The sequence below is a fragment of the Vibrio sp. F13 genome (genome assembly GCF_020806305.2).
GTDB classification, from domain to species: Bacteria; Pseudomonadota; Gammaproteobacteria; order Enterobacterales; family Vibrionaceae; genus Vibrio; species Vibrio crassostreae_C.
The window spans coordinates 636,003-662,358 of the sequence record NZ_CP170175.1; the positions used below are offsets into that span (position 1 = coordinate 636,003).

The 26,356-nt window shown below is 45.7% G+C and carries 22 protein-coding genes and 2 pseudogenes; 9 read left to right on the plus strand and 15 right to left on the minus strand.

The features are described 5' to 3' along the window. Positions 1–229 precede the first annotated feature (229 nt). From LMH68_RS02855 to LMH68_RS02865, 3 genes are all read right to left on the minus strand, one after another. A complete protein-coding gene (locus tag LMH68_RS02855; protein ID WP_102332962.1) occupies positions 230–2,587 on the minus strand; it encodes a zinc/cadmium/mercury/lead-transporting ATPase in 2,358 nt (785 codons plus the stop codon). A 153-nt stretch (positions 2,588–2,740) separates the two neighbouring features. Then, entirely contained in the window at positions 2,741–4,204 is a 1,464-nt protein-coding gene (locus LMH68_RS02860) for an MATE family efflux transporter (protein ID WP_229648072.1), read from the minus strand. A gap of 179 nt (positions 4,205–4,383) precedes the next feature. Beyond that, positions 4,384–4,800, minus strand: coding sequence for a CBS domain-containing protein (locus LMH68_RS02865; RefSeq protein WP_017060213.1), 417 nt, complete (start codon positions 4,798–4,800; stop codon positions 4,384–4,386). 302 nt (positions 4,801–5,102) lie between these two features. Here LMH68_RS02865 and LMH68_RS02870 point away from each other — a divergent pair, with 302 nt between their 5' ends. Together LMH68_RS02870 and LMH68_RS02875 are read left to right on the plus strand one after the other, a co-directional pair. Then, positions 5,103–5,336: a hypothetical protein gene (locus tag LMH68_RS02870; RefSeq protein WP_017060212.1), complete on the plus strand. Its 234-nt coding sequence runs from the start codon at positions 5,103–5,105 to the stop codon at positions 5,334–5,336. A 167-nt stretch (positions 5,337–5,503) separates the two neighbouring features. Further along, positions 5,504–5,800 carry a hypothetical protein gene (locus tag LMH68_RS02875; RefSeq protein ID WP_029235295.1) on the plus strand — a complete coding sequence of 99 codons (297 nt, stop codon included), beginning with the start codon at positions 5,504–5,506 and terminating at the stop codon, positions 5,798–5,800. Between the two features lie 96 nt (positions 5,801–5,896). Here LMH68_RS02875 and LMH68_RS02880 read toward each other — a convergent pair whose 3' ends face one another. Beyond that, a complete protein-coding gene (locus LMH68_RS02880; RefSeq protein ID WP_102332963.1) occupies positions 5,897–6,883 on the minus strand; it encodes a glycosyl transferase family protein in 987 nt (328 codons plus the stop codon). Positions 6,884–7,050: 167 nt separating this feature from the next. Between LMH68_RS02880 and LMH68_RS02885 the strand changes: the two genes are divergently transcribed. Together LMH68_RS02885 and LMH68_RS02890 are read left to right on the plus strand one after the other, a co-directional pair. Then, entirely contained in the window at positions 7,051–7,659 is a 609-nt protein-coding gene (locus LMH68_RS02885) for a TetR/AcrR family transcriptional regulator (RefSeq protein ID WP_017066785.1), read from the plus strand. 123 nt (positions 7,660–7,782) lie between these two features. Continuing rightward, positions 7,783–8,277, plus strand: a complete 495-nt coding sequence (locus LMH68_RS02890) for a peptidylprolyl isomerase (RefSeq protein ID WP_229648070.1) — start codon at positions 7,783–7,785, stop codon at positions 8,275–8,277. 130 nt (positions 8,278–8,407) lie between these two features. On the opposite strand, the pseudogene LMH68_RS02895 reads toward LMH68_RS02890, so the two are convergent. Then, positions 8,408–8,524 (minus strand): annotated as a pseudogene (locus LMH68_RS02895) (cytochrome c); the annotation flags it as partial. Between LMH68_RS02895 and LMH68_RS02900 the strand changes: the two are divergent. Beyond that, positions 8,522–8,647 (plus strand): annotated as a pseudogene (locus tag LMH68_RS02900) (MarR family transcriptional regulator); the annotation flags it as partial. The pseudogenes LMH68_RS02895 and LMH68_RS02900 overlap by 3 nt on opposite strands. A 100-nt stretch (positions 8,648–8,747) precedes the next feature. Here the strand turns inward: LMH68_RS02900 and LMH68_RS02905 are convergent. From LMH68_RS02905 to LMH68_RS02920, 4 genes are all read right to left on the minus strand, one after another. Next, positions 8,748–9,614: a DMT family transporter gene (locus LMH68_RS02905; RefSeq protein ID WP_229648069.1), complete on the minus strand. Its 867-nt coding sequence runs from the start codon at positions 9,612–9,614 to the stop codon at positions 8,748–8,750. Positions 9,615–9,724: 110 nt separating this feature from the next. Continuing rightward, positions 9,725–10,822 carry an alkene reductase gene (locus LMH68_RS02910; RefSeq protein ID WP_017065285.1) on the minus strand — a complete coding sequence of 366 codons (1,098 nt, stop codon included), beginning with the start codon at positions 10,820–10,822 and terminating at the stop codon, positions 9,725–9,727. A gap of 14 nt (positions 10,823–10,836) precedes the next feature. Beyond that, on the minus strand, positions 10,837–11,214 hold the full coding sequence (gloA, locus tag LMH68_RS02915) for a lactoylglutathione lyase (protein WP_017066787.1): 378 nt from the start codon (positions 11,212–11,214) through the stop codon (positions 10,837–10,839). A gap of 203 nt (positions 11,215–11,417) precedes the next feature. Beyond that, entirely contained in the window at positions 11,418–12,353 is a 936-nt protein-coding gene (locus tag LMH68_RS02920; RefSeq protein ID WP_229648068.1) for a LysR family transcriptional regulator, read from the minus strand. Between the two features lie 773 nt (positions 12,354–13,126). Here LMH68_RS02920 and LMH68_RS02925 point away from each other — a divergent pair. The 4 genes from LMH68_RS02925 (at position 13,127) to LMH68_RS02940 (ending at position 17,650) form a co-directional block, all read left to right on the plus strand. Further along, a complete protein-coding gene (locus LMH68_RS02925) occupies positions 13,127–13,708 on the plus strand; it encodes a magnesium transporter (protein WP_102429144.1) in 582 nt (193 codons plus the stop codon). Beyond that, positions 13,708–14,697: an efflux RND transporter periplasmic adaptor subunit gene (locus LMH68_RS02930; RefSeq protein WP_229648067.1), complete on the plus strand. Its 990-nt coding sequence runs from the start codon at positions 13,708–13,710 to the stop codon at positions 14,695–14,697. The genes LMH68_RS02925 and LMH68_RS02930 overlap by 1 nt, the downstream gene beginning before the upstream one ends. Before the next feature lie 267 nt (positions 14,698–14,964). Continuing rightward, a complete protein-coding gene (locus LMH68_RS02935) occupies positions 14,965–16,941 on the plus strand; it encodes an alkyl sulfatase dimerization domain-containing protein (RefSeq protein WP_102429143.1) in 1,977 nt (658 codons plus the stop codon). Between the two features lie 220 nt (positions 16,942–17,161). Next, complete coding sequence (locus tag LMH68_RS02940) at positions 17,162–17,650, plus strand: hypothetical protein (RefSeq protein WP_012604429.1); 489 nt, start codon at positions 17,162–17,164, stop codon at positions 17,648–17,650. Between the two features lie 77 nt (positions 17,651–17,727). On the opposite strand, the gene cyoE is transcribed toward LMH68_RS02940, so the two are convergent. The 6 genes from cyoE to LMH68_RS02970 form a co-directional block, all read right to left on the minus strand. After that, positions 17,728–18,600: a heme o synthase gene (gene cyoE, locus LMH68_RS02945; protein ID WP_229648066.1), complete on the minus strand. Its 873-nt coding sequence runs from the start codon at positions 18,598–18,600 to the stop codon at positions 17,728–17,730. 7 nt (positions 18,601–18,607) lie between these two features. Further along, positions 18,608–18,919: a cytochrome o ubiquinol oxidase subunit IV gene (gene cyoD, locus LMH68_RS02950; protein WP_017066633.1), complete on the minus strand. Its 312-nt coding sequence runs from the start codon at positions 18,917–18,919 to the stop codon at positions 18,608–18,610. Further along, complete coding sequence (gene cyoC, locus LMH68_RS02955; RefSeq protein WP_136982245.1) at positions 18,919–19,554, minus strand: cytochrome o ubiquinol oxidase subunit III; 636 nt, start codon at positions 19,552–19,554, stop codon at positions 18,919–18,921. Before cyoC ends, cyoD begins: the two co-directional genes overlap by 1 nt. Continuing rightward, positions 19,526–21,601 carry a cytochrome o ubiquinol oxidase subunit I gene (gene cyoB, locus LMH68_RS02960; RefSeq protein ID WP_229648065.1) on the minus strand — a complete coding sequence of 692 codons (2,076 nt, stop codon included), beginning with the start codon at positions 21,599–21,601 and terminating at the stop codon, positions 19,526–19,528. Before cyoB ends, cyoC begins: the two co-directional genes overlap by 29 nt. Positions 21,602–21,606: 5 nt before the next feature. Then, on the minus strand, positions 21,607–22,503 hold the full coding sequence (gene cyoA, locus LMH68_RS02965; RefSeq protein WP_081326284.1) for a ubiquinol oxidase subunit II: 897 nt from the start codon (positions 22,501–22,503) through the stop codon (positions 21,607–21,609). 749 nt (positions 22,504–23,252) lie between these two features. Then, on the minus strand, positions 23,253–26,351 hold the full coding sequence (locus tag LMH68_RS02970; RefSeq protein ID WP_229648064.1) for an efflux RND transporter permease subunit: 3,099 nt from the start codon (positions 26,349–26,351) through the stop codon (positions 23,253–23,255). Positions 26,352–26,356: the final 5 nt, after the last annotated feature.

The window sequence follows — 26,356 nt, forward strand, 5'->3', positions numbered from 1 at the left end:
AATTCGTGGGGTACGAACACACTCTAACCAAGCTCATTACAAAATGAAGTGACACATGTCACATGAATGATCGCAACAATAATTCAAGTTTCACAAAAAACCGATTGGCATCACAAAAATAAGCAATCCGCACGCCTATGTTGCATACTAATGAGACAAAAAGCGCCTTTAACGTATTACCGCTAAAGGCGCTTTTATATTAAGAATGCTCTATGTCGGTGAGCTCGATTTAGTCCGCTTTAGATTTAAATCGAAGCAGACGCAATGCGTTCAATGTCACCAATGCAGTTGCACCACTATCCGCTAAAACTGCCACCCACAAACCGGTAATACCTAACAAGCTTGTCACCAAGAATACGACCTTCAAACCAAGCGCAAGGGCTACGTTTTGACGGATGTTGTTCATGGTCGCTTGCGACAGTTCAATCATCGCTGGCAGCTCAGTTAAACGGTTATGAGTCAGTGCTGAATCCGCCGTTTCCAAAGCGACATCCGTACCACCACCCATTGCGATGCCGACATTCGCCGTTTTCATTGCTGGTGCATCATTAATGCCATCACCGACCATCGCCACGTGCGACTGTTGAGATAACTCCTCAACGTAAGATACCTTGTCGCTTGGCAATAGGCTTGCCTTGTACTGCATACCAATCTTGCTACTGATCGCTGCTGCACTGCGCGGATTATCGCCGGTCAACATGATAGATTGAATACCTAATTCATTAAGTCGTTCAATCGCAAGCTTAGCGTCACTGCGTAACGTATCTTGCCAAGCAATCAGACCAATCACCGTCGTAGCTTGCTCTGTTGATTCTTCTTGATCTTTAACCTCAAGAGCAACCACAACCGTCTTGCCCTCACCTTCTAATGCTTCTACCTGAGAAACCACATCGGCACCAAGTTCGAACGTGACTTTAGACGGTGACAGAACCTGATACTTAACACCATCAACATCCCCTTCAACACCACTACCAATCAACGCTTTCTTGTTGTGTGATTCAGGAATCTCAATATTCAGGTCTTTTACTTTAGCGACAAGTGACTGCGCCAACGGGTGAGTAGAGCCAACTTCAATCGCCCCAACCACACGCAGCATCGCGTCTTGTTGCCACCCCGATAGAGGTTGAATATCCGTAACCTGAGGCTTACCTTCGGTCAGTGTGCCTGTCTTATCGAAGGCGATGGTTTGGATTTTACCAAGCTGCTCTAGCGCTGCGCCGCCTTTAATGAGCGCGCCACGTTTCGCTGCTGCTGCTAAGCCAGAGGTAATCGCTGCAGGAGTCGAGATAACCAAGGCACACGGACAAGCAATCAACAATAGCGCTAGGCCACGGTAAACCCATGTTTCCCATGGCTGCGCAAACAACAATGGTGGTGTGATGATGACCAACAGAGCCACTACCATCATTAACGGTGTGTACCAACGGCTGAACTTATCGAGGAATCGCTCTAGTGGTGCTTTACGAGACTCTGCTTCTTCAATCAGATGAAGAATGCGATCGATCGCGTTCTCACCCTGTTTTGAAGTGATGGTGATACGAACCACTTTATCGACCACCACAGCGCCAGCCATGATGCTATTGCCTTCGATGTGTTCAACAGGAACAGATTCACCGGTTAACGCACTTTCATCAAAGCTTGCCGCGTCTGTAATCAATTGGCCGTCAGCAGGTAAACGAGAGCCCGCGGCCACTTCAATCACATCACCTGGAACCAGTTCACTGACTGCTACTTCTACACGCTCGCCGTTGATGATCTTAGTCGCGTTTTCTGGTACCAATGCCATTAGCGCTTGAACGCCACTTCTTGCTCTTGATGAAGCAAACGCTTCTAAGCGCTCACCAATCAAGAACAACAATAGAACCATCGCTGCTTCCGCAGTTTCGCCAAGGTACAAAGCACCCAGCGCGGCAACACTCATTAAGGTTTCAATAGCAAACGGTGTACCTGAACGCGCCAGCTGAACCGCTTTCTTCGCTACCGGATATAAACCAAGCAGACAAGTTACCGTAAACAAGCCTTCACTTAATTGAGGTGAGGTGATTTTTACAAGCGCCGCAAACAGCATTGCCGCTGCAATCGCGATAATCTGTAAATTAGGTTGGATATAAGCTTGCCAAAAAGTCTCAGGTTGTTGTTTTTCTTTCTTTGAACCGACTTCCGTAAGAGGGAAACCCGTTTTGATAGAGACCTGTTCAATGGTGTCAGCAAGGCTTTCATTATCGAATTTCACAACCAGCTTTTCGGTAGCAAAGAGAACCTTCGCTTGAATAACACCGTCAATATTGCTGATCGCGTTTTCTATTTTTCTTGCACAAGCTGGGCAGTCCATTCCGGCAACCAGCCAACTTTTCGAAAATTTGGCATCGAGAGATAAAGTTGAGGACTGACTGTCTTCTTCTCCACTATCCGACGAACTACAACAATCATCTCCAGACGATGACGAAGCAGCAGAAGAGCTACAACAACCAGATGAAGTACCTGCTGCTGTGATGCTTGAAATTTTAGGGCTAGAGCAACTTGCTCCTGCCGCTTGAGGTTGAACGTCCACTTTTGCTGAGCGGCACGCTGCATGTTTTGCGCACATAATGTATCTCCTTAATACTCAAAAGCCTTGAGGTTGTTGCTAACTTACGAGCAACAGAACGTTAAGTTCATCAAAAGTATAAACCTTGGAGGCTACTCCAAGGTCAAGAAGAAGTTTTCAAGAAAACAAAAATATTATGCCAGCGCCGATGGCTTACTGAGATTTAAGCTCCGCACACTCTTCACGGTTAGCGGATACATCATCAATAAGAACCGCATCGTGTGAACAGAATGGCTGAGTGTTCAAGCTGACAATCGACACATCATCTTCCACTGGATCAACTTGAGATCCTTGCATCAGTTCAGCGATATGATGTCGAAGCACCAAGATACCTAAAATTCCGAACAAAACATTACCCAAAGCTTGACCATAGAGAACACCCAAAGCGCCATACCATTGCGAACCTAGATATACGAACGGCAGAGTACCTAACGTCGCTTTACCCAAATTCAATGCTGTCGAGTAAAGCGGTTTACCTAGGTTGTTGAAAGACGTGTTGGCAACAAATAGTGCACCGTTAAAGGTGAAGGTTAACGCCACATAGGTACAGAAAGCCGCCACAATGATTGCTGCATCACCTTGTAAGCTAAAGCCTTGAATGACATAACCTTGAACGAAGTACAACAGAATACAAACAGCGATGGTGTATGCCGTAGTAACCAGCAATGAGTTATTGAGTGTTTCTTTTACTCGGTCCATGCGTTCAGCACCAAAGTTCTGACCAATGATTGGCCCCACAGCGCCAGACAAGGCAAAGATAACCGCAAAACAAACTGGCGTCAGACGACCTATCACGGCAAAGCCCGCGACAAAATCCTCACCATATTGTGCGATACCCGTTGTTACAATCGCATTACCGATAGGCGTTGCGGTATTGGTGATAATCGCAGGCAGCGCAATCGCCAATATTGGTCGAATATTAATGCGCCATTGCACAAAAGAAGGCGGAGCTACCAGCTGATGGCTGCGAATAAGAGGATAAAGCGAAAAGAATAGCACCGAGAAACGAGCGACAACCGAAGCGATAGCCGCCCCTTCGATGTTCCAACCAAAACCAAAAATAAACAGAGGATCGAGAATCGCATTAACAATGCCGCCAGACAAAGTTGCCCACATCGAACGCTTAGCATCACCTGCCGCTCTTAAGCCCGCACCCGCTGCCATCGCTAACGCCAAAAATGGACCACTAGGTAGCAAAATCTGTAGGTAAGCTTGAGCGCGTTCGGCTGCAATGCCTTTGGCGCCTATCGCGGCTAGCAGCTCTGGAATATAAGCGAACATGATTGCAGTTATGGTTGAACTGATAACAAACGCAGTCAGCATGATACTGGTGCTTAGGTTTCGAGCGTGCTCTTGATTCTTGGAGCCGATGGCTTTGGACACTAATGCGCCCATGGCAATGGAAGTACCGATAGAAACGGAGGTAGAAAAGAAAGTCAGCGTACCTGCAAAGCCTACCGCAGCAGCCAGTTCAACCTGTCCGAGCATACTGATAAACAGTATGTCGAGCAGATCGACCACAAATAACGCCATCAAACCGACAGAGCCAGCCCCCGACATCACCAATATGTGGCGCATCGTTGAACCTTCAACAAACTTTGCCGTTTGATTTGACATGAAACCTCCAAAAGTTGGAATACCCAAGAGCTAAAGCCTAATCAGCTGTTCAACTGTTCAACTGGCTAGGGATCCAAAAAGAAAGGATCGACCAAGAAAAGCGCTATACAGAAAAAAGGCGCTAGTGCGCCTTTTTTCAATTGAGAGTATTGAGAAAAATAATCGTTCTTAACACGCTACTATACCTGATGTTTGAAGCATTCTTCCAAGTTCTTGCCAATTGCTCTCAAAACATCAGTTCTGGTGATAATACCCACCAGTTTTCGATTATCGATCACAGGGTATGCTTTAGGTTTTCCAACCTGCATCATGTCCGCCAATTCAATAATGGATAAGTCAGGTGACACCGACAGCACTTCTTGGTACATACAGTCCCCCACAAGGTGTGTGTCTTGGCAGAAGTAACTGACCTTCACAAGTTTCTCGAGTAAATCCTGCTCTGAAAGGAAGCCAATCACTTGTTCGTTATCATCGATTACGGGCCCACCCATATGGTGGCTACGCATCACTTTGTCTAACGCTAGACTTAACGGCATATCAGGAGTAAATGTCACAACCTGCTGCGTCATGTAATCTTTCACTTTAATAGAATGCATTGCGTTCTCCCTAAATACTTTGCGTCATATATTTTCTATCTTGTTAAGTTAATTGTTGTCTAAAATCTTGATTTTACTAAATGGATTTCAACAATTTTATTGATAGGCAAAACCTAACAAGACAAAAAAGTGAGACAAACAAAGGGTTGAGCACGTTTTCGAACGCCAGAAAAAAGAAAAAAAAGAGCCCTTACAAAGCCTTACTTTCCCTTGCTTAACCTTACTTAGCCGAGCTAGCCTGCGTAAATAAACCCTGTAATCTTCACCTCACTAATAATTAGAAATCCCGTTTTAGGAAGTTCATGCAACACGACAACAACATGTACGCGTATATTTACGCAGGTAACGACGGCACAGAAAACACACTCATCGCCACTATCGATAATCAAGAAAAACCGCTGATATCAAGCTGCGTTGATGAGATAAAACGCATGTCATGCTTAGCCATTGATTTAGCAGCAAAACACGACCTAAAAGTGAAGCTGGTGAAATATCAAAGAGAACAAGAGATCGACTTCGGCCTATTCGTTAAATAGTGAATCCGACACTGATTTGGTTAATCTCTAACTGGCAGCCATAGTAGCATTAGCAAGCGCAATAGCCGTGAATGGCTGCCGAATTCGACCTGACAAGCCTAACGGGTAAAGGCTATAATGATCAGACGGCGCCCTTGCCGATTTTCATTGTCCAAATACGGTTTACTATGTCTTCCCAAACCCCACCTAAAACGTATCTAACGAATTCCTTATCTAAGTTAAAAAGCTACTTTAGTGAGTTATTGGATTTCCAATCACGCATTTGGGTGGTTCATATCTTTGAAGACTCTATTACCGATCAGTCGTTTGTGATTAATGAAGATGGCTTTAAAGAACCGCTAGAGTGGATGAAAAAACGTGATTACCAAGCGAGAATGCTTGATCGTGTTGATAAGATGAAAATCTCACAGGTGATTGAGATTCAGTTCGAAGACAAAATGCATCGCTTGATGCGAGTGAAGTAGCTCTATTGTTTGGGCATTCACGAAAGGCCCTTGCTAGAAATTAAGCATAAAAAAGGCCAGCGCTCGCTGACCTTCTCTCATTGGTTAAACCATCATCTAACGCGCACAATACTCATGCCACAGACGCACCGCTTTCTGGTATGCCTCAGTTTTATCGTGCGTTTCTGCGAATAAAATCGCAGTCATACTGTCCACAACACTGTTCGCCATCAGCTCCATCTCATCTTCCGGTGTACCCAGTACACATTCAGAAGGCATAGGCAGTTCAACATTCATCGTGCCTTCCCAGTAGAAAGATTCCACCTTCTCAGGAGAACTCATCCAGACCGTTTGACTCACTTTAGGGTTGTATTCTGATTCGCCATTCATGCCTTTAAATGAAATCACCGAGTGGGATTTATTACCAATGACATGCTCAACTTCCGCATGAAGTTGTGGAAAGCCAGGATGGAAACTGCCACGCAGACCTAAACGGCCACCACCAGGATTCAATGCTCGAACTACCGTGTTAATTGGTGTTCTCAAACCGTAGCGGTGTTTCCAACCAATCATGGTTTGTGCTTCGGGCGCAAAGTTAGCTAGCGGTAAATAAGCAATGCCGTCTTGTTCAAGAATCGACTTAGCATGTTCAGGGCTCTCAGCACTTTGCACACCGACATCTTGCAAATGGCTTTCAACGTGCGTCCTACCGCTCGGCTTATCCATATAGCCATGCATTAACACTTTATAGCCATTGTCAGCTAAGATTTTTGCCGCCAACAAGTTCCAAGGCTTGCCACTGGCGTTATCGTTACGCTTACCTGCATAACACGGCCAATCAATATCAGCGCCTAAATCTGGCACTCGAGATTGAAACGCTTTTACAAAGCCAGCGATCTCTTCATTGGTTTCATTCTGCACACGAATCAACATCAGTAGCATAGCCATTTGGTCGTCACCGACTTCTCCGCTTAAATACTCATCCATGATGCGGTAGGCTTGTTCGAACGATAAAGGCTTACGCCCTCTTTCTCCTCGTCCAACTGTACGAATACACTCTAAAATACTACTCATTGATTGTTTATTCTCTTCCGTTGATATCAATAAAATTCGAATACACTTTCGATTCTATGATACCCACCGTGCATTGCAAAGCGATTCAGTTGCTCTCGACCGAATTACCAATACGCGGATTGGTGTTCTAAAAGTAAACTTACTGGTGTAAAATTAGCGTATGTAATGCTAACCGCGACATATTGAGTAGTATCCCGATGACTGTAAAAAAAACGCTGAGCCAAAGAAAACGTGAATCGATCGTTGCCGCTGCTATCGCAGAGTTTACTGAGCATGGCTACAAGGCCACCAGCATGGATAAAATATCGAGTCGCGCAGAAGTATCAAAGCGCACCGTATACAATCACTTTGCCAGCAAAGAACTGCTTTTAGATGAGATTCTAGACAGCATTTGGAGCAAAACTCTGGCCGCAACGCATTTCCCATATCAAGCAGAACTGCCACTTGAAGAACAGCTTTCCTCGATAGCCAATCAAGAGCTTGAGTTACTTGAGTCTGAAGGCTTCATCGACCTGTCACGCGTTTTGTTCTCAGAGTATTTCCATAACGCAGAACTGGCGCATCAAGCGATGGAAAAATATTCCCAAGCAGAAAGTGGACTTACAACCTGGATTAAAGCCGCGTTGGCAGACGGTCGTTTAGTAGAACTAGACCCACAATTCGCCTCCACGCAGTTCATTGGTCTGCTTAAGTCTTTTGCGTTTTGGCCGCAAATCATTGGTCATGTGCCGTCACCGGATGCTGCACACAAGCAAGTGCTCATTACTTCAAGTGTCGAGATGTTCCTTAAACAATATCAGGCGTGATTTTGGTGGTTGACGAGAATTCAACCACAATAAAACCATCACTGGTATCCGCTGTTATTTTCCCTATACTGCAACCCACTTTCGTCATTACGACTCAGTAAAACTTCAACTTTAGGTAGCCCTATGATTACTTTCACCACCAACTTTGGCGATATCGAGATTGAACTGAACCTTGAAAAAGCGCCAGTAACGTCGAAAAACTTCCTTAAATACTGCCAAGACGGTTTCTACGAAGGCACGACATTTCACCGTGTTATTGAAGGTTTCATGATTCAAGGTGGTGGTAACACTATCGACATGACAGAAAAACCAACTCGCGCCCCAATCGTCAACGAAGCAAACCGTGGTTTGAAGAATGTGATTGGTTCTGTGGCAATGGCTCGGACTGATGCACCACATTCTGCAACGGCGCAGTTCTTCATCAACCTTGATGACAACGATTTCCTAGATCACACCTCAACAACCAATGCTGGCTGGGGTTACGCGGTATTCGGTAAGGTTTCAGCAGGTATGGATGTGGTAAACAAAATTGCGAAAGCACCAACAACCATTCGCTGGGGACACGAAGATGTGCCTTGCGAAGATATTGTGATTACAAAAGTCACTATTCGCGACTAATTCATTCACGTCCTTTCCCGCCCCTAGTGCATTCGAATTGATGGCATAAAGAAAAGAAGGCTGTGCGATAGGACTATGGTGGTAAGGGTTCGACTTTACCACCTGTATTTAAAGCTCGTTGTTAGAATAGTTACCAGCGAGAACGATAAGTACGGTGACACCCTTTGCACGTCTTATTCGCAGAATTTAACCCTTGCTCTGCACTCGACAAGTCTTGTTCAACACTCGCCTGATAAGGCTCAGAAAAGCACTTGAAGAACAACTCGTTCCTATCCCCGTTCGTTTAAACAAAGAGTTGATGAACGAGTTAGATGCTGAAGAGCAACAACAAATGCTCAAGCTACTTCAGAAAGTAGTCGCGGCAATCTGATCTTACCGCGTTCACTGCTTAGCAAGCTTAGTGCTTAGAAATTATTACACTCTGAACGTGTATTGAAAAACAACCCACACTCGGCCTTGCGCCGAGTGTTTTATTTTCGTCTCGACCATTTGATATAGCAAAATAGTGAAGCAATGATCACCGCCCCACCGAGCAGCTTCTGCATCTCTACACTTTCGCCAAGCACACTCACACTTAACAGCAGCGTCCACACAGGCTCAAGAATCATGATCAATGCCGCCACTTCCATGTTCACGGAGTGCTGACCGACCGTTTGTAGCAAGTAACGAATAGACGTTGCGATCACCGCAGAGACAATAAACCAGAAGACTAAGGTTTTGGTGATTTCGAACTCCGGCTGAGCTGTCATAGAAGCAAAGGCTAAACCACTCACACCCACCACAAACAGTTGCACACAGATTGATGCGATAGGCTTGATATTGGTAATCACACGCTTGTTCATCACAAAGTGAACAGACAACAACATCGATGCTAGTAAGAAATAAATCTGACTCTGCTCAACATGCCAGCCGTTACCCAAAGTCAGCAACAGCATGCCAATAATCGCGATCGGGAAAGACATCCAAAACGCGCGATTAGGCTTAACTCGAAACAAAATCCAAGACACAAACGGTGCAATGATCATGGCTAAGCTCATGATGAATGCCCCTTCCGACAAGCTTTCAGTCACCGAAACTGCAAACACCCATACCTGCAATGAGGCAGACAACAACAAACCCACGCAGCAAAGAGACAGAATCTGCTTAAACGAAAGCTTACGAATATGGTGAATACAAAATGGCAGAAGAATAAGACTCGCGACGAGGAATCGCACACCAATGAACACTGGCCCAGGCATTTCTAATACCACCAGCTTAGATGCAATCCATCCCACCCCAGCTAGCAGGGTGGCAAATAGAAGGTAAAGCTCTCCGCGCATCGCTTTCACGTTCATCATTTTACTTAGTCCAATAACAAAAAAAGCAACCCGACTCTGCAAGGTTGCTTTTTATAAACATTCAACAGGATCGAGATACTATCTCAATACTCTGCTTCAGGCAGCTGTTTTTAGCCTGCGTATTCTGGGTAATCCGTTAAACCTTTTTCAGCACCACCGAACAATGTGTTTGGATCGTGCGCTGCAAGTGGGTAACCATTTTGAATACGAGCTGGTAAATCTGGGTTCGCAACGAATGGACGACCAAAACCAACCATGTCAGTTACGCCTTCAGCAACGGCTTTTTCGCCACGCTCGCTATCGTATTTACCCGCATAAATAAGGACACCCTCGTAGGCTTCACGAACTGCTGCTTTAAATGCTTTTGGCGTTTCAGGTGCATCGTCCCAATCAACTTCTGCAATGTGTAGGTAAACAATTTTGTATAGGTTAAGTAGTGCTGCCGCCGCTGTGTAAGTCTCTACTGGTGTAGCGTCAACCGTACCATTCAACGATGTGAACGGAGCAAGGCGTACACCAACACGGTCAGCACCAATCGCTTCAACCATAGCTTCAACCACTTCGCCTAGGAAACGTAAACGGTTTTCAATTGAACCACCGTATTCGTCAGTGCGGTTGTTTGCTTCAGAATCGATGAATTGGTTGATTAAGTAACCATTCGCTGCGTGAAGTTCGATACCATCAAAGCCTGCTTCAACCGCATTCAAAGCCGCTTGGCGATACTGTTCAACCACCTCTTTGATGTCTTGTTTCGTCATTTCACGAGGTTCAACCACATCAACAAAGCCCGGTTCATCAGTACCGTTATCGATGAATACCTTTACGTTTTGTGCTTTAAGTGCAGAAGACGAGATTGGCTGTTCACCACCAATGTTGTCTGGGTGTGTTACACGGCCTACATGCCAAAGTTGAGCGAAGATAACGCCCTCTTTTTCATGTACGGCATCAGTCACTTTTTTCCAACCAGCGATCTGCTCATCAGAATAGATACCCGGAGTCCAAGCATAGCCTTGACCCATAGGTGAAATTTGTGTGCCTTCAGCAATAATCAAACCTGCAGAAGCACGCTGAGCGTAGTAAGCCGCCATCATATCGTTTGCTGAATTACCAGGTTGCGTTGCGCGAGAACGCGTCATCGGTGGCATAACAATACGGTTTTTAAGCTCGATATTACCAAGTTGAATTGGTTGAAATAGTGCGTTTGTCATTGTTATATCCTCGATTAACCTAGTTGAATCAGTTCGATTTGGTAGCCGTCTGGGTCAGTAATAAAAGCGATATGAGTTGAGCCGCCTTTCACTGGACCCGCTTCGCGAGTGACGTTGCCACCTAGCGATTTGATTTTGTCACATGCTGCGTAAATATCTTCTACACCCAATGCCAGATGACCAAACGCGCTGCCCATCTCGTACTCATTCGTATCCCAGTTGTACGTTAGCTCGATAGTCGTGCCGCCTTGCTCATAGCCAACAAAAACCAATGTGTAGCGGTACTCTTTGTTTTCGTGGCGTTCAAGTTCCTTCATTCCCAATACCTTGGTGTAGAACTCGATAGACTTGTCTAAATCAGTAACTCGGATCATTGTGTGTAGGAATTTCATATTTCGCCCTTTTTAGCCCAGCAACCTGAGCCGATATAATCGTGAGTGGAGGTTACCCACTCCTTTGTTAGGGTTAATATACGAGCTGACAGCAAATAAATGAAATTATCATAAATTCTCATTGTGATAATTTTCTATTATAACTCACTTAATACAAGTGATTTGTTAAGAAGATATTTGGCAAACAAAAGATAGGGCGACGATCAGAAAGCGGAGCGCCAACTGTTTAGTGATTTAGACATGTCATTAGTCGTATTGATGATCTGCTCTCTGAACCACTTATGTGCCGGATCGGTGTTCTGTTTTTTCAACCAAATGAGGTAATGAGAGATAGGCTGATAATCGAAAGGCGGTTTGAACAACTGTAACCCAAGACGTTCCTGATACTGGATCGCCATAGAAAGCGGCACAACAGTGATGTAATCAGTCTGGCTACACAGCATTAGGTTACTGGCCATAGAGCTGCCGTGAATTACAATTTTACGCGAGGATAAGTCTAACGAAGTGTAGTGAGTCAAACTTCTTACTTGGCGACGTGTTCTGGCTAAAACTGCATGTTGCTCACTGAGATATTGCGCCTCGGTGATCTCACCTTTGATCCTAGGGTGCCCATTTCGGCAAACAATCACAAACTCACTGTCGTAGAGCTTTTCGCTCATCATGCTTGAATGCTCAGGCAACACAATGTCGATCATCAAATCAAACTTCTGAGTTAATAGATCCTCATGGACTTGATCATCACTATCTGGTTGGTCATACACCTCAAGAGATAAGCCTTGGTTAGATAACTGAGAAAATCGATCGAGCAACATCCACTTTAAATGTTCGGGAACCGAAGCCACAAACCTGCGCTCTGTACTCGCTTCATCAAACCCAGCCATACCTTGAAACACGCCGTTGAGCTCGTGTATTGGCGCTTTGATTTGCTCATACAAGCTTTGCGAGTAAGCAGTAGGCACAACCCCTCGCCCACTGCGCACAAACAACTCTTGGCCAATTTCATTTTTCAGTCGGCCGAGCGCAGTGCTGATCGTCGATTGATTGGTATTCAAATGATCGGCAGCCTTACTCAAACTGCCCTGCTCCATCACCGCTGAAAACACAGCCAATAAGTTAAAATTCGGAATGTCATTACTCATGATTCAGTGCTCATTTGGCGATAGATTTAATTATCTTATCGTAAAAGCGATAGAATGAAACAACGGATGCTCATTGAGAAAACAAAACTGAGAAGGAAGCATCATATGGTAAAGAGCAAAAATGTCAGAACAACTCACTCTTTCGAATAGCTGCCACATTCGCCAGATTGGAATCTAAATCTCTTCGCTGTGCCAGTAACGCTTAATCCACCCAAACTCACCCTAGACTGGTCGGAGTATTCAATATTTCCGTCCTGCCTTATTGATACTTTTATAGCCACTTCTATGATCCAGGCTAATTAAATAGACATATTTTATAAGCCGAGTTTGAGCCTGTTCAAATAAACCCACCTCACGTTTAAGCAACCACTCAATTCATCGTAATTACGATAATTCAATATCGCAATAATGCGTAGATAGCACCAGTTACACTTCCTATTATTTCGCCAACAAATCAATTCTTAACCTAAACAGAAAACCTAAAAATGTGTAGATGATGGTGTTGCACACATCACGGAAGACGGCCTTAAAACCCAATGCAGCAAACGAACCTATCAATGGTAGACGTTACTTAAGAATGATTTCGCCAGGTGTTTTTAACACTCTATTCGCGAGAATGCGTTGTCTACGTGGTCAAAGCGATTTTTAATTGTCATCTAGTACTTTTGACTCAGTAGGTCTATACGGTTACGTGAGTTCAACACCTCTTTCAGATGTCTTCTAAAAGTCTTGTACCAAGGCTGCACTTTCTCTCTCCTTATTTAGGTTGAGATATGAACTTTATAAAAATCGTTTTCCAGAAAATCTGGGCCGTTGTGATGGTCTTGATTAAATTCTGCCTGTTTATGGCAGTGATGTTTGCGGGAGCTTGGGCTCTAGCACCATTAGGCACAATCCATTCTAAAGACATCGACATGTCTCAATTCAACAATCATCCCAATGAAATGATGATGAACTTCTTCCAGATGGAGTCCTTCTCTGGTTACTTGTTCTCAGTGACCATTGCTGTGGTATTAGCCGGTGTTTACGGCATGTGGCAGTTGCATGAACTGGGTGTGCATAAAGCAAAAGAGCACAAAAGCGCTCACGTTCAGATCGTGTTTGCACTGTCACTTTGCGGACTCTTCATCAGTAAAACATTCTGGGTTATCGCCTTGGTTATCGCATTGGCGAACTGGAAACATATTGGTCAATCACTGAGTGATGTGATTCGCCGTGGTGTTCAGCCTAAACAAGATGCGACTAATGCAGCGACAGCCGCTGTCCACGTATCACCTGAACAATCGGTAACAGAGCCGTCTCAAACAAATCAGGTTCCAACAAAACCATCCCCTACAGAAAAAGAGGTCGCATAATGAAAGAGATGATGATTCCATACATCCTAATTGTATGGTCACTGTTTGCGACAGGTGCACTGAAGAAGAACTTCAAAAACTACACGTGGGCTGCCATTGGCGGCGTAACAATCCTTGCCGTATTAGCGGTTATCTCTCGCTTATGGGCACCGGTTGATTTAACCAACTCAACCACAGTGAAAGCACCACACGCGGTAATGTCACCTATCTTTGGTCAGCAGATCGACAAAGTGCTTGTTGAGCACAACCAAATGGTTAAAGAAGGCGACGTAATTTACACACTCGTCGACATCGATTCTGCCGCAGACAAAGCAAAGATCGAATCTTCAATTGCTCAGAAAGAAGAAGAAATCAAGCAAATGACTCGCGACTTAGAGCGCGCTGAAACGTCACCTGAAATCTTCAATATGCGTGACGTAGAAAAGTACGACTCAGACCTTCGAGTGCTGCACGCTCAACTTGTGTCGTTAAAAGCCGATCTACAAAAAGTAAATTGGGCGCAAGAGAAGAAAACCATTAGAGCTGAATTTGATGGTCAGGTATCGATAGTGAATATTGCTGAAGGTTCTGTCATGGGTAACATGCACCTCTACAACACCAGCAAAAAGTTTCTTGAGATGCGTATTTCAGACCAAACTTACGGCTATGTTCAAGTAGGAGACTTCGCAGAGTTCTTCGTTGATGCCTACCCAGGGCATGTGTTCCGAGCAAAAGTACACAGCTTTAATGCAGGTACAGGGGAGTCAAGTATTTCTCCACTTCAGCGGCCACAAAGCGTCGGTCAACACGTGGTAAGAAACGGTAACGGTTTAGGTCGTACCATCGTACTTGAGATCATCGAACCAGAAGGTTTCAATATCCCAATTGGTTCAGCTGGCGCAGCTTGGATTTCTGCTGAGAAGCCACATCCATTCTGGGGCTTTATTGATGTAATCGGTGCGGCAACGGTTCGCCTACAATCTTACAAGTCTTACTTAGGTGCTTGGTAAGTACTGAGGTTCTCGGTAAACACTTATATAACAGCCATTAATTCCAAATTAAATGCCCTGAATGTCAGGGCATTTTTGTATCTGTCACAAGCTCATCTGGCTAATTGATTTAGATCAAATAAAAATCGTTAATACAATCATTAATAAAATAAAACATCGTAATAACGATAGGTTGAAATCCTATTAGCGCGTAGATAGCGCCCCCTCTCCTGTCTATTATTTGGCTCAAGAAATCCAATTCCTGTATCCAAATATAAGGTCACTATCATGACTAACACATTCAAAAAAATGGCACTTCCAGTTGCAATCGCAAGTGCACTATTTGCTTCTGGTTTTGCATCTGCAACGCCAACTGTAGAAGCGACATCGAAAGTCGGCCAAGAACTTCAGACGGCAAATGCTGCGCAATACCAAAACATTGATCTTGATGCTCGCTACAAGAGCGAGGTTCTATTCGAACACAAATCAAACATGTTCTGGGGAAAAGGCGAACGTATTCAAGTTGTTTCTAAAACAGGCGATTCTCTAGCTTACACTGCTGAGTCTGACCATGTTCACCCAATCCTCACCAAGCATGGTCGTAAAATGGACGAAGCAATCATCAAAGTAGATGACAACGTATATCTTGGTTACGGTTTCGGTCTAGATACACCCGTCATGATTGAAGGTACGGACGGCATCATCATTGTTGATCCAGGCGAGTCGGTAGAAATGGCTCAATCGGTTAAAGAGCAATTCCGTCAAATCACCGACAAGCCGGTTAAAGCAATCATTTATTCTCACAACCACATCGACCACATCTCTGGTGTGCGTGCGTGGGTGACTGACGAAGAAGTGGCATCAGGTGAAGTAAAAATCATCGCTGAAGAAGGCCTAACCGCTGCAGTGGCTAACTGGTCTTCAAACCTAGGTACTCTATTTGGTCACCGTACTTCTTACACAGGTGCTAAGCACGTAGAAGAAGGCGAGCACGGCACAGTAAACGACGGCCTTGGTCCACGCTTCATGCAAGGTGCTATCTCGTTCATCGAACCAAACCTGCTTGTACCAAGCCAAAGCCACATCGAAATCGAAATTTCTGGCGTGAAAATGCACATCGAGAACGTGCCATCTGAAACTAAAGATGAGTTAGTGGTTTACTTCCCAGACCAGAAAATCCTGCACGCGGCTGAAGTACTTCAAGGTGAGAACTTCCCTAACCTTCACACCATCCGTGGTACTAAATTCCGTGACCCATCAATGTGGTTCAAGGGCATCGACGTAATGCGTAAGTTCGACACTGAGATCATGATTAACTCTCACGGTCGTCCTGTTGAAGGTAAAGAAGCAGTAGCTGACGTACTAACGGCTTACCGTGATGCGATTCAATACACTCATGATCAAACTATCCGTTACATGAACAAAGGTATGACGCCAGACGAGCTAGTTGAAGTAGTTAAACTTCCTAAGCACCTTGCAGAACACCCTTGGTTAGGTGAACACTACGGTACTGTTGCACACGCCGTGCGTCAGATTTACGTAGGTTACAACGGTTTCTTCGAAGCGGATCCATGGCAGCTAGAGCCAATGGCTTACGAGCAACGCGCTAAAGCATTCGTAGAGATCATGGGCGGTCGTGACAACATCCTTACGACTGCACAAGCAGCAATTAAGGCTGAGAACTACACATTTGCAGCAGAAATTCTTTCTTACCCAATCACGGTAAACAAGCAAGATATGGAAGCTCGTGAGATGAAAGCACAAGCTTACAAAGCATGGGCTGCAGACCAAGTGAACATCAACTGGCGTAACTGGGCGCTCAACGCGGCGGCTGAACTAGAGAACAAACGTGACTTCTCTAACATGATCAGCTTCGCTTCTGTTGACGTTCTTACTGCACTACCAAGCAAGCAGATCTTCGACATGATGACTTCAACGCTTATCGCAGAAAACTCGTTAGACGTGAACATGATGCTAACGTACAACTTCTCTGATACGAACGAAGCATTCACTATCGAAATCCGTAACGGTATTGCTCAGTTACACGAAGAAGCAGTGAAAGGCGCACACGTTCAAATCGACACCACTCGTGCAGTATTGAACCAAATCTTGATTGCAGGTCCAAACGCTCAACAAGTGATTGGTACCAACCTACAGTCTGGTGCATTCACGTTCTCGAATGGCGACATCAAAGGCTTCGGTCAATTCATGAGCTACTTCGATAAGGCAATGACTCCAGAAGAGATCATGCTCATCGTTCGCTAATAGCGAGCTCGAACGGTCGCTCTTTGGCGATAGATCTTCGACGATGGCTCTTTGACGAAAGCTACTTAGCAAACAATCTCGCTAAATAGCTATCAATCGATTCGCTGACCGTTACATGGACGACAAACAAATACAGGGACCCTTTGTGGTCCCTTTTTTATCGTCAGGTTCGGCTGCTGCCGTCAGATTCTTAATCCTTTTACAGGTCTCGATAACCATTATGTTAAAACGATTTGCTCTGATTCTTTCGCTTACCTCTTCACTCACGTTTGCCTGTGGTCTTCACCAAGATACCGGATTTAGTTTGGTGACAGAGCCCGGTTCACTCGAGGTATTTGGTAACGTCATTACAGCCAGACAAGACGATGAATTCAACAACCTCAATAAGCCAGATCACTTTCGACTCTTTGCCATCAAGGCTGCGCTTGCGAAACCCCACCCAAGCAAAATTGAGTTCAACTTGTTCGAAGCAATCAAAGGTCATTACAGCCAAGTGAAACTTGAGAAGGGTGTCGATGTGTCAGGTAGAGACACTTTGCCTACTGAAGAAGATCTACTGTTAATTACTGAATTAGATGTGTTCGATGCGCTAGCAACTGGCACTATATCTTGGGATCACGCGACACTAAACGGCTTAGTGATCATCAATGGCCCACAAGATAAACGAGAGCAGCTTGAAGATTGGCTTAGTGATATTTTTGAAGGGTAATAGCTTAAAGCGGGACAGATAAAAAGTCGTCAAACCCTCGGACTTCAGAACATTGAGGGTTCAACGACAAACTTAAATCAAAAAAGCGTAGGCAACGGAATCAACTCCAGCCCCAGTACACCACTGATGCTCATCACCACCAGCAGAGAGACCTTGAAGACCGTCTTTGACCACTGGATGTAGTTAAGGCAATCGACTTTGCGGAATGTCACTTTGGTCCACATAAAACAGACTGCTGCCGACACCGCGAGGTATTCATAACCGGCTTCCCCGAGTAGGAACAGCGCCAATGATACTGCGCCAAACGCCACCACATAGGCTTTCATGTGCTGATGTGCTTTGTCGACGCCCTCTTTCACCGGTAACACGGGAATGCCTGCATCTCGATAATCTTGTATCCGGAACATCGCGATCGCGTACGAGTGTGGCATTTGCCATAAACAGAACATCACAAACAACAATACCGCTTCAAGGCTGATGTAATTAGTCACCGCCAAGTAACCCACCAATGGCGGAACTGCGCCCGAAATACTGCCGACTAAAGTGCCGTACACCGATGTACGCTTGTACCACATGGTGTAGAAAAAGACGTAAAACACATAGCCAAGCAACACCATGACCGCAGAGATCGGATTAGCGAACTGAAACAGAAGCGCTGTGCCTGAGAGCAGTAAAACCAAGGCATAAACGAACGCGACGTCCGTATTGATGTTGCCCTGAACCAATTCTCGATTTTGTGTGCGCTTCATCTTTTGGTCGATGTCTCGATCAAATATGTTATTCACCACACAACCTGATGCAATCACAAGTCCCACACCCGCTAATGTTGTCAGTAACAACATCGCATTGGCTGGTTCTGTTTTTGCGGCGAGGAAGAACCCCGCCGCAACAGAAATCAGGTTGCCGAAAATGATGCCCGGTTTGGTGATAGACAGATATCTTTTCAGCATACCTAGCCTACAACTTCATGTTGACGTTCATGTTGTAGATGATCCATACCGAGCCAGCGATAAGAATCAATACAACAATGGCGGTAAACATCAATGACACCAAGTTCCAACGCCCATCGGGAGATTTCGCTTCCATGTGCAAGAAGTACTTAAAGTGGACAAAGATTTGCACCAGCGCACAGCCGAACAAGATCACGTAAGTTTCCGTACTTGGTAGCGCATGTGCCCACACAATGTAGAACGGAATAATGGTGAGAATTAGTGAAGCAATAAAGCCTTTCACGTAATCCGTTGCACCGCTGTCTAGATGCTGTTCCATTACATCACCCCCATTAAGTACACGATGGTAAATACACAAATCCAAACGATATCAAGGAAATGCCAGAACAAACTTAAGCACTGGAAACGCATCGACATGTTGTCGTTCAAGCCTTTGGTTGAAAGTTGGTGATACGCCACCGCCATCCAGATAAGACCGAACGTTACGTGCAAACCGTGTGTACCAACCAAGGTAAAGAACGCAGAAAGGAACGCACTCTCTTGAGGACCATAGCCTTCTGCAATCAAGTGGTGGAACTCATACACTTCCATACAGATAAAGGCTAAGCCCAATACGAAAGTCACTTTGATCCATCGCTTGAGTCCTAGAACGTCTTTGCGCTTCATCGCAATCATGCCAAAGCCGAAGGTGATACTACTGAACAGCAGCATCATGGTTTCGACAAACACGAACGGCAGTTCAAAGATGTCTTTACCTGTCGGCCCAGCGATTGAGCCACTCTCAAGCACGGCATACGTCGCGAAAAGCGTGGCAAACAGGACACAGTCACTCATCAAGTAAACCCAGAAACCAAACAACTTGTTGCCCGCGGCTTCGTGGTGATGATCATGCGAGTGTGCAAGATCATAAGTGTGTGACGGAGTATTAGCTTGCATACGTCGTCTCCAAGTCATCTTTTTTGTCGTTGTTATCAGTGTCAGCGCTGTTACCACGACCAGAATGGTCGCCTTTCACTGACTGTTTCTTCGCTTCTGCAAGCTGTGCACGTCGAGCCGCTTCAATCGCTTTGATCTCTTCAACTTCCACGTAGTAGTCCACATCGTCGTTGTAGCTGTGTTGAATACACGTCACCACGATGCCTACTAAGCTTGCAGCCGCTAGCCACCAGATGTACCAGATCATTGCGAAGCCAAATGCCAACGCCCATGCAGACACATAAATGCCTGTCGGTGTGTTCTTCGGCATGTGAATACGTTCGTATTCTTCTTCCTGAGTTGGATCAAACTCACCACTTTGCTTTTGATACCAGAACGAATCGATCTCATCGCCCTTAGGCAATTTTGCAAAGTTATAGAACGGTGGTGGTGACGATGTCGCCCATTCGAATGTACGTCCGCCCCAAGGGTCACCGGTTAGATCTCGGTTTTGGTCGCGGTCACGAACACTTACGTAAATCTGAACGAACTGACACACCACACCCATCGCAATTACGCCTGTACCTGCAGCTGCAACCGCCAGTAAAGGGAAGAACTCAGGGTTGATGTCTTGGCTCAAACGACGTGTCATGCCCATAAAGCCCAGAGCGTAAAGCGGCAAGAACGCCATCAAGAAACCGATGATCCAGCAGTAGAATGCGCGTTTGCCCCAAAGCTCGTTCAGAGTGAAACCGGTCGCTTTCGGGAACCAGTAACCAATCGCAGCAAAACAACCGAAGACAACACCACCGATGATTACGTTGTGGAAGTGAGCAATCAGGAATACCGAGTTATGCAGAATGAAATCTGCCCCCGGAACTGCCATCAATACGCCCGTCATACCACCCACGGTAAAGGTGATTAGGAAGCCCACTGTCCACATCATTGGTGTGGTGAAGCGGATACGACCTTTGTACATGGTAAATAGCCAGTTGAAGATCTTAACCCCGGTTGGGATAGAGATAATCATGGTCGCGATGCCAAAGAAGGCATTCACATTGGCGCCAGAACCCATGGTGAAGAAGTGATGCAGCCAAACCACAAACGCTAAAATAGTGATCGCCACTGTTGCCCATACCAGTGAGGTATAACCAAACAGTTTTTTGCGAGAGAAGGTTGCAGTCACTTCAGAGAACACACCGAAGATAGGCAAAATTAGGATGTACACCTCAGGGTGTCCCCATGCCCAAATCAGGTTCACATACATCATCACGTTGCCACCAAGGTCATTGGTGAAAAAGTGCGTGCCGATGTATCTATCCAAAGTCAGTAACGCGATGGTTACCGTTAGGATTGGGAAAGAGATGATGATCAGGATGTTGGCACACAGAGACGCCCACGTGAATACTGGCATCTTCATCATTGGCATAGACGGAGTACGCATGCGCAAAATGGTCGCAAAGAAGTTCACACCCGTTAGCGTAGTACCCACTCCGGATATTTGCAGCGCCCATATCCAATAATCGACCCCGACTCCCGGGCTCGCCTCAATACCAGACAGCGGCGGATACGCCAACCAACCCGTACGGCCAAACTCACCTAAGCCAAGCGACATGTTGGTTAGGATAATACCCACCACAAATAGCCAGAAGCTCAAGTTATTCAGATAAGGGAATGCAACATCACGAGCACCGATTTGCAACGGCACGATGATGTTCATCAAACCGATAACCAAAGGCATCGCTACGAAGAAAATCATGATCACGCCGTGAGCCGTGAAGATCTGGTCGTAGTGATGTGGCGGCAAATAGCCCGTTTCACCGGCTGCAGAAAGCAATTGCTGGCTACGCATCATGACCGCATCAGCAAAGCCACGAACTAACATCACCATCGCAACAGCAATGTACATGAAGCCCAATTTTTTGTGGTCTACAGACGTAAACCATTCATTCCAAAGGTATTGCCACTTACCGGCTTTGGTTACCGCGTACACCACTAAGCTGCCCACTAAAGCGATCATGGTTAACGTGACCAAAATAATGGGTTCGTGGTAGGGAATTGAGTCTAGAGTTAATCTTCCAAACATGACGATTATCCTTGGGTTTCCGGCAAACAGTTCATTGAACCAGGGTGCTGGGTCACGACATCGGTGAATAAAAATGGTGGGATACTGGAGAACAGAGTGACGGGTTCAGCCACACTTGGCGCAGCCAATGAACGGAACTGCTCCCAATCTTCAATGCGATCAGGGCTTGCTTTCACTTTTTCCACCCAGTTTAGAAATGCCACTTGATCAGGCATGGCTGATGCAGTGAATTTCATCTGTGAGAAACCTTTGCCACTGTAGTTCGATGCAAAGCCTTTGAAGTCACCTTCGTGGTTTGCAATCAAATTCAGCTTGGTCACCATTCCCGGCATCGCGTAGATCTGCGAACCAAGACGCGGGATAAAGAACGCGTTCATGATGTTGTCTGAAGTTAGCTTAAACGTCACCGGTACATCTTTCGGGAACGCAACATAGTTAACCGTCGCAATGTTTTGCTCCGGATAGATGAACAGCCACTTCCAGTCCAGAGAGACCACTTCGATCACCATAGGTTGCACATCACTTTCCAGAGGCTTTGATGGCTCTAATTCGTGTGTTGTTCGCCAAGTGATGGTGGCTAGAATCGCGATGATGATGATTGGAATCGTCCATACCACCACTTCAATCTTGGTTGAGTGTGCCCAGTCAGGTGCATACTCTTCCGTGGTATTGCTCTCGCGGTATCGGTAAGCAAAGTAGATGGTCATCAGAATCACTGGGATGACGACAATCAACATCAGCAACAGAGCCGTGATAATCAGCTCTTTTTCCTGAACGCCAACGCTACCTTTTGGGTCGAGCAATGCGGAGTTACATCCTTCGAGCATCAGAACGGTTCCCAGCAAACCAATCTTCGACAAATTTGTCCTCGATAAAATGCGTTTATATCTTGAAGCTTCCATTAACTTTCTCGATGGTTATCCAGCCTCAGAACGAACGTCTGAGTACTGGTTGTCATGATCATTAGAATATTTATGTGTTGAGCATGTGAAACGCCGCATCTCAAAAAGCAATGCAATAAGGTTCGTTACTGCCGGGTTAAAACCACACAGAAAACATGACTTAATTGTTACACTTTGAAATACATTGTTACATTCGGCGCATTATGAAGAGTTGAAATTGAAAGCTCACCAAACAAACTTGGAAACTAACCTTCCATTTATGAAGACGAAAACTAAGAAGCAGTAAGCGATTAAGACACACATCAATAGCGTGCTACACAGATGGAGCCAGTACTGACAAGGGATTTAGAAAAAGTAGATAAACACTCGCTCACCACCAAAGCTCGGGGCAAGTTCAAGGTACATTAGAAAGAGCGAATAAATAGAAGTGTGACGCCCGTCAAAATTGTGAATTCACATACCATTTACAAGGTATTCACTGGTTAGATTATTCAAAACACCCACTCATTCACCAACAAGATAATCAAGCATTCATCTATGCACTAATGTGACGAATTGAAAGAATATAATGACTAACAGAAAGGATAATTTGACTAATTGAGGGCGTAATAGCGGTGAAAAGCACAACAAAAAGGTAGGAATTGGGATGAATTTATCGAGAATAACCACACCATAATCGAGCCAGATACGGCTCGATTATGGGCAATTAAAGAGTAGCCAAATTGAAGAGACGTTAAATTGAAAAACAGTTATGCCGCTTGAGTAGTCATGGATTTTCGCTGATTTCGAGTCATCAAATGATAAACCACAGGTACAAAGTAGAACGAGATAAGCGTGGTTAATACCGTTCCGCCAACAATCGCGACCGCGAACGGAGGCCAGAAACCACCGCCAGCGATGATCAATGGCATAAAGCCGCCAACAGTCGTTATCGTGGTTGAGCTGATATGGCGAGTACACGACATCACAGCTTCAACGACTGCATCTACATTCCCGGAGGAAGCCTCTTTATCGAGTTTCAATTCGGTCAAAATCACAATGGCCGCGTTAATCGCTAAGCCCGCAATCCCAAGCATCGCGATAATCACCGTAAAGCCGAACGGATAACCGAAGATCCATACCGACAACAGCCCTAGTCCACCAGCCAACCCTGCTACCATGAAGATGATGCTGCTCATTCGGAACGAGTTGAATGACATCACCACCACCAGCACCATCAATACCACCACGACTGCGACATTCGAGATGAGGCTGTTGACTGAATTGTCTCGCTCCGCTGATTCGCCACCAAAACCAATGGTGTAACCCGATGGCATCTCATAGCTTGCTAAGCGTTTTTGGAATTCATTAAGTACGGTTTGAGGTAAGACACCCGCTTCAATGTAACCCTCGATGGTATTCACACGCTGCCCGTTACGACGAGTAATCGCACCGCGACTGGTCGTCAATTCCAGTTCTGCCAGCGTCGAAACATTGATCCCTGTTGAGTAGACATCAGAACTGATTGGCAGACGAATATTGCTTAAGTGAACCAAGTTTTCACGCGCCTCATCTGCCACACGAACACGGATTGGTACCGACTCACTGCCTTCAATCACAGAGCCACTTTCACGACCTGTCAGAGTAGTTTGCAGCATACCTGCGAACTGGTTCAATGAAATACCATTCAGCTTTGCGGTGTCTTCATCAACCTTCAACCACACCTTCGGAGTACCTGGTTGCAGGGTTTCCCTTGTGTGCGTCACATGAGGAACACCCGCCAAAATCAATCGCACATCCTCACCAATCGCTTTCAACGTATCGAGGTTTTCACCATACACTCGCAGTTCAACGGGCGCGGTAAATGGAGGCCCTTGGTTAAGCTTACGTACCAAGATTTGTGCTTCCGGCACATCTTCATCCAACACCTTTTGCAACTGTGGAATTAGCGTATTGGCTTGGTCAAAGTTCTCTGTTTTCACCATGGCTTGCGAGAAGTATGGCGCATTATTTTGCCTTGCTTGCAGGTTGTAATAGAAGGATGGGAAGTTTGCACCCACGAGCCAATCGATACGCTCCACTTCAGGGTAACGATGAATGATATCGTCGATTTTTTCAGAGGTGTTTTTAGTGGCATAAATGCTCGCTTGCGGCGGCATGTACACCTGGATCTCAAACATGTCTCGGTCTGATGGCGGGAAGAATTGCTCAGTCAGCTGAGACATACTCCAGTAACCGGTAAACGGAACCAACAACACCAAAGCAATCGTGATAATTGGATGCGTGACACCAAAGCGGACAGAAGACGAGAACCAGCGCGTCAAAGCCGGGATTCTTAAGCCGGTCATGTACCAATGGTGCTGTCCTTTCTTGTCGACATCACTGAGTTGTTTCGGCAGTAGCTTAGTCGCTAAGCCTGCGATTAAGGTGTGCGAGATGATGTAAGAGCCGATCAATGAGAAAGAAACGGTAATCGCAATACCACCGACGAACTCACCCGATGCACCCGGCATCAAGATAATCGGGGCAAACGCCAACACGGTAGTTAAAGTTGAGCCTAATAACGGCACCCATAAATGCTTCAATGCATTCATGGTCGCTTCTGCTCGTTGTTGCCCTTTCAAACGATAAGCTTGAATGGTATCGACCATCACCACCGCGTTATCAACCATGATCCCGAGCGCCACAATTAGGCCTGTCACCGACATTTGGTTAATCGGCACACCGGTCATTTTCATGATCGACAAGGTCAATAATGAGGTTAACGGCAGAGAAATGGCGACTAAGATCGCGGCACGCACGCCTAAAGTGACAAACAGCACAATCAAAATCAGACCGAAACCGATCATCAAGCTTTTGCCTAAATCGTCTAAGCGAGTCTCGGTATAACCTTGCTGATTAAAGAGCACGGTCACCTTAACGTTACTTGGTAACTCTTGCTCAAATTTACCAATCAGAGCATTAGCTCGCGACGTCCAGTTATCAACTCGCAGATCAGGGTGCATTCTTGCCGCGACAATCACACCCGGCTCACCATCAACAATAGCAATCTGGTCTTGTGGGGTTTTCTCACCACGTTTCACCGAAGCAATGTCTTCCATACGGATGATGTGACCTTTGCTATCAGTGGCTATTGGCACTTGCTTAATGCGTTCAATGGAATCAAGTTCAGATTTAATTTCTAAGCCAAAGCGAGAATAAGCACTGACCAGTTCACCCGCCGAGTTCTTGGCGTCTGCCCCTTCGAGCGATTCAGCGATATTGGCGCTTGAACGCCCTAGAGCAGCGGCATCGGCCGTACGTAAACTGATTTGAATCTCTTCTTGCGGCATCCCGTATTCATCAACGAATTCAGTACCCGACAAAGTTCTTAGTCGCTTGGCGAGCTCTTTGGCATAACGGCCCAGCGTTAACCTATCAGGCTCGCCTGCACCAGACCAAGTTAGAGATGCGATGGTCGTGAAAGCATAGGTATGGTCGCTATCGAGATCAGGCGATTGAGCACCCGCAGGCAAAATGGATTCGATATCAGATAACTTGTCGCGAGCTTGGGACCAAACTGGCTCAGGCTCGGTGATGGTGTCATTCAATTCTAAGGTGACAATAGACACGCCCGGTCTTGAGGTTGAGCTCACGAGTTTAACTTCACTCAGCTCGCGCAGCTTGTTCTCGATAACTTCTGTTACCAAGGTTTCAACACGCTCGGCACTGGCTCCGGGGAAACTGGTAGTAATGTTCGCGTAACGGTTGATGATTACTGGGTCTTCTGCACGTGGCAACGTCATGAACGCAGAAATACCACTCACCATCAGCAGTGCGGTCATCAAGATAAGCAGTCGAGTGTTGGAAATAGTCTCTATTATTTTCATACTAT

What these genes read in the sequence shown, in the direction of transcription:
- LMH68_RS02935 (WP_102429143.1), top strand. Translation starts at nt 14,965, where the DNA reads ATGACTAACACATTCAAAAAAATGGCACTTCCAGTTGCAATCGCAAGT.
- gloA (WP_017066787.1), bottom strand. Translation starts at nt 11,214, where the DNA reads ATGAAATTCCTACACACAATGATCCGAGTTACTGATTTAGACAAGTCT.
- cyoC (WP_136982245.1), bottom strand. Translation starts at nt 19,554, where the DNA reads ATGACTTGGAGACGACGTATGCAAGCTAATACTCCGTCACACACTTAT.
- LMH68_RS02905 (WP_229648069.1), bottom strand. Translation starts at nt 9,614, where the DNA reads ATGATGAACGTGAAAGCGATGCGCGGAGAGCTTTACCTTCTATTTGCC.
- LMH68_RS02930 (WP_229648067.1), top strand. Translation starts at nt 13,708, where the DNA reads ATGAAAGAGATGATGATTCCATACATCCTAATTGTATGGTCACTGTTT.
- cyoA (WP_081326284.1), bottom strand. Translation starts at nt 22,503, where the DNA reads ATGGAAGCTTCAAGATATAAACGCATTTTATCGAGGACAAATTTGTCG.
- LMH68_RS02855 (WP_102332962.1), bottom strand. Translation starts at nt 2,587, where the DNA reads ATGTGCGCAAAACATGCAGCGTGCCGCTCAGCAAAAGTGGACGTTCAA.
- LMH68_RS02920 (WP_229648068.1), bottom strand. Translation starts at nt 12,353, where the DNA reads ATGAGTAATGACATTCCGAATTTTAACTTATTGGCTGTGTTTTCAGCG.
- LMH68_RS02875 (WP_029235295.1), top strand. Translation starts at nt 5,504, where the DNA reads ATGTCTTCCCAAACCCCACCTAAAACGTATCTAACGAATTCCTTATCT.
- LMH68_RS02870 (WP_017060212.1), top strand. Translation starts at nt 5,103, where the DNA reads ATGCAACACGACAACAACATGTACGCGTATATTTACGCAGGTAACGAC.
- LMH68_RS02910 (WP_017065285.1), bottom strand. Translation starts at nt 10,822, where the DNA reads ATGACAAACGCACTATTTCAACCAATTCAACTTGGTAATATCGAGCTT.
- cyoD (WP_017066633.1), bottom strand. Translation starts at nt 18,919, where the DNA reads ATGGAACAGCATCTAGACAGCGGTGCAACGGATTACGTGAAAGGCTTT.
- LMH68_RS02970 (WP_229648064.1), bottom strand. Translation starts at nt 26,351, where the DNA reads ATGAAAATAATAGAGACTATTTCCAACACTCGACTGCTTATCTTGATG.
- LMH68_RS02890 (WP_229648070.1), top strand. Translation starts at nt 7,783, where the DNA reads ATGATTACTTTCACCACCAACTTTGGCGATATCGAGATTGAACTGAAC.
- LMH68_RS02925 (WP_102429144.1), top strand. Translation starts at nt 13,127, where the DNA reads ATGAACTTTATAAAAATCGTTTTCCAGAAAATCTGGGCCGTTGTGATG.
- LMH68_RS02865 (WP_017060213.1), bottom strand. Translation starts at nt 4,800, where the DNA reads ATGCATTCTATTAAAGTGAAAGATTACATGACGCAGCAGGTTGTGACA.
- LMH68_RS02860 (WP_229648072.1), bottom strand. Translation starts at nt 4,204, where the DNA reads ATGTCAAATCAAACGGCAAAGTTTGTTGAAGGTTCAACGATGCGCCAC.
- cyoB (WP_229648065.1), bottom strand. Translation starts at nt 21,601, where the DNA reads ATGTTTGGAAGATTAACTCTAGACTCAATTCCCTACCACGAACCCATT.
- cyoE (WP_229648066.1), bottom strand. Translation starts at nt 18,600, where the DNA reads ATGCTGAAAAGATATCTGTCTATCACCAAACCGGGCATCATTTTCGGC.
- LMH68_RS02940 (WP_012604429.1), top strand. Translation starts at nt 17,162, where the DNA reads ATGTTAAAACGATTTGCTCTGATTCTTTCGCTTACCTCTTCACTCACG.
- LMH68_RS02885 (WP_017066785.1), top strand. Translation starts at nt 7,051, where the DNA reads ATGACTGTAAAAAAAACGCTGAGCCAAAGAAAACGTGAATCGATCGTT.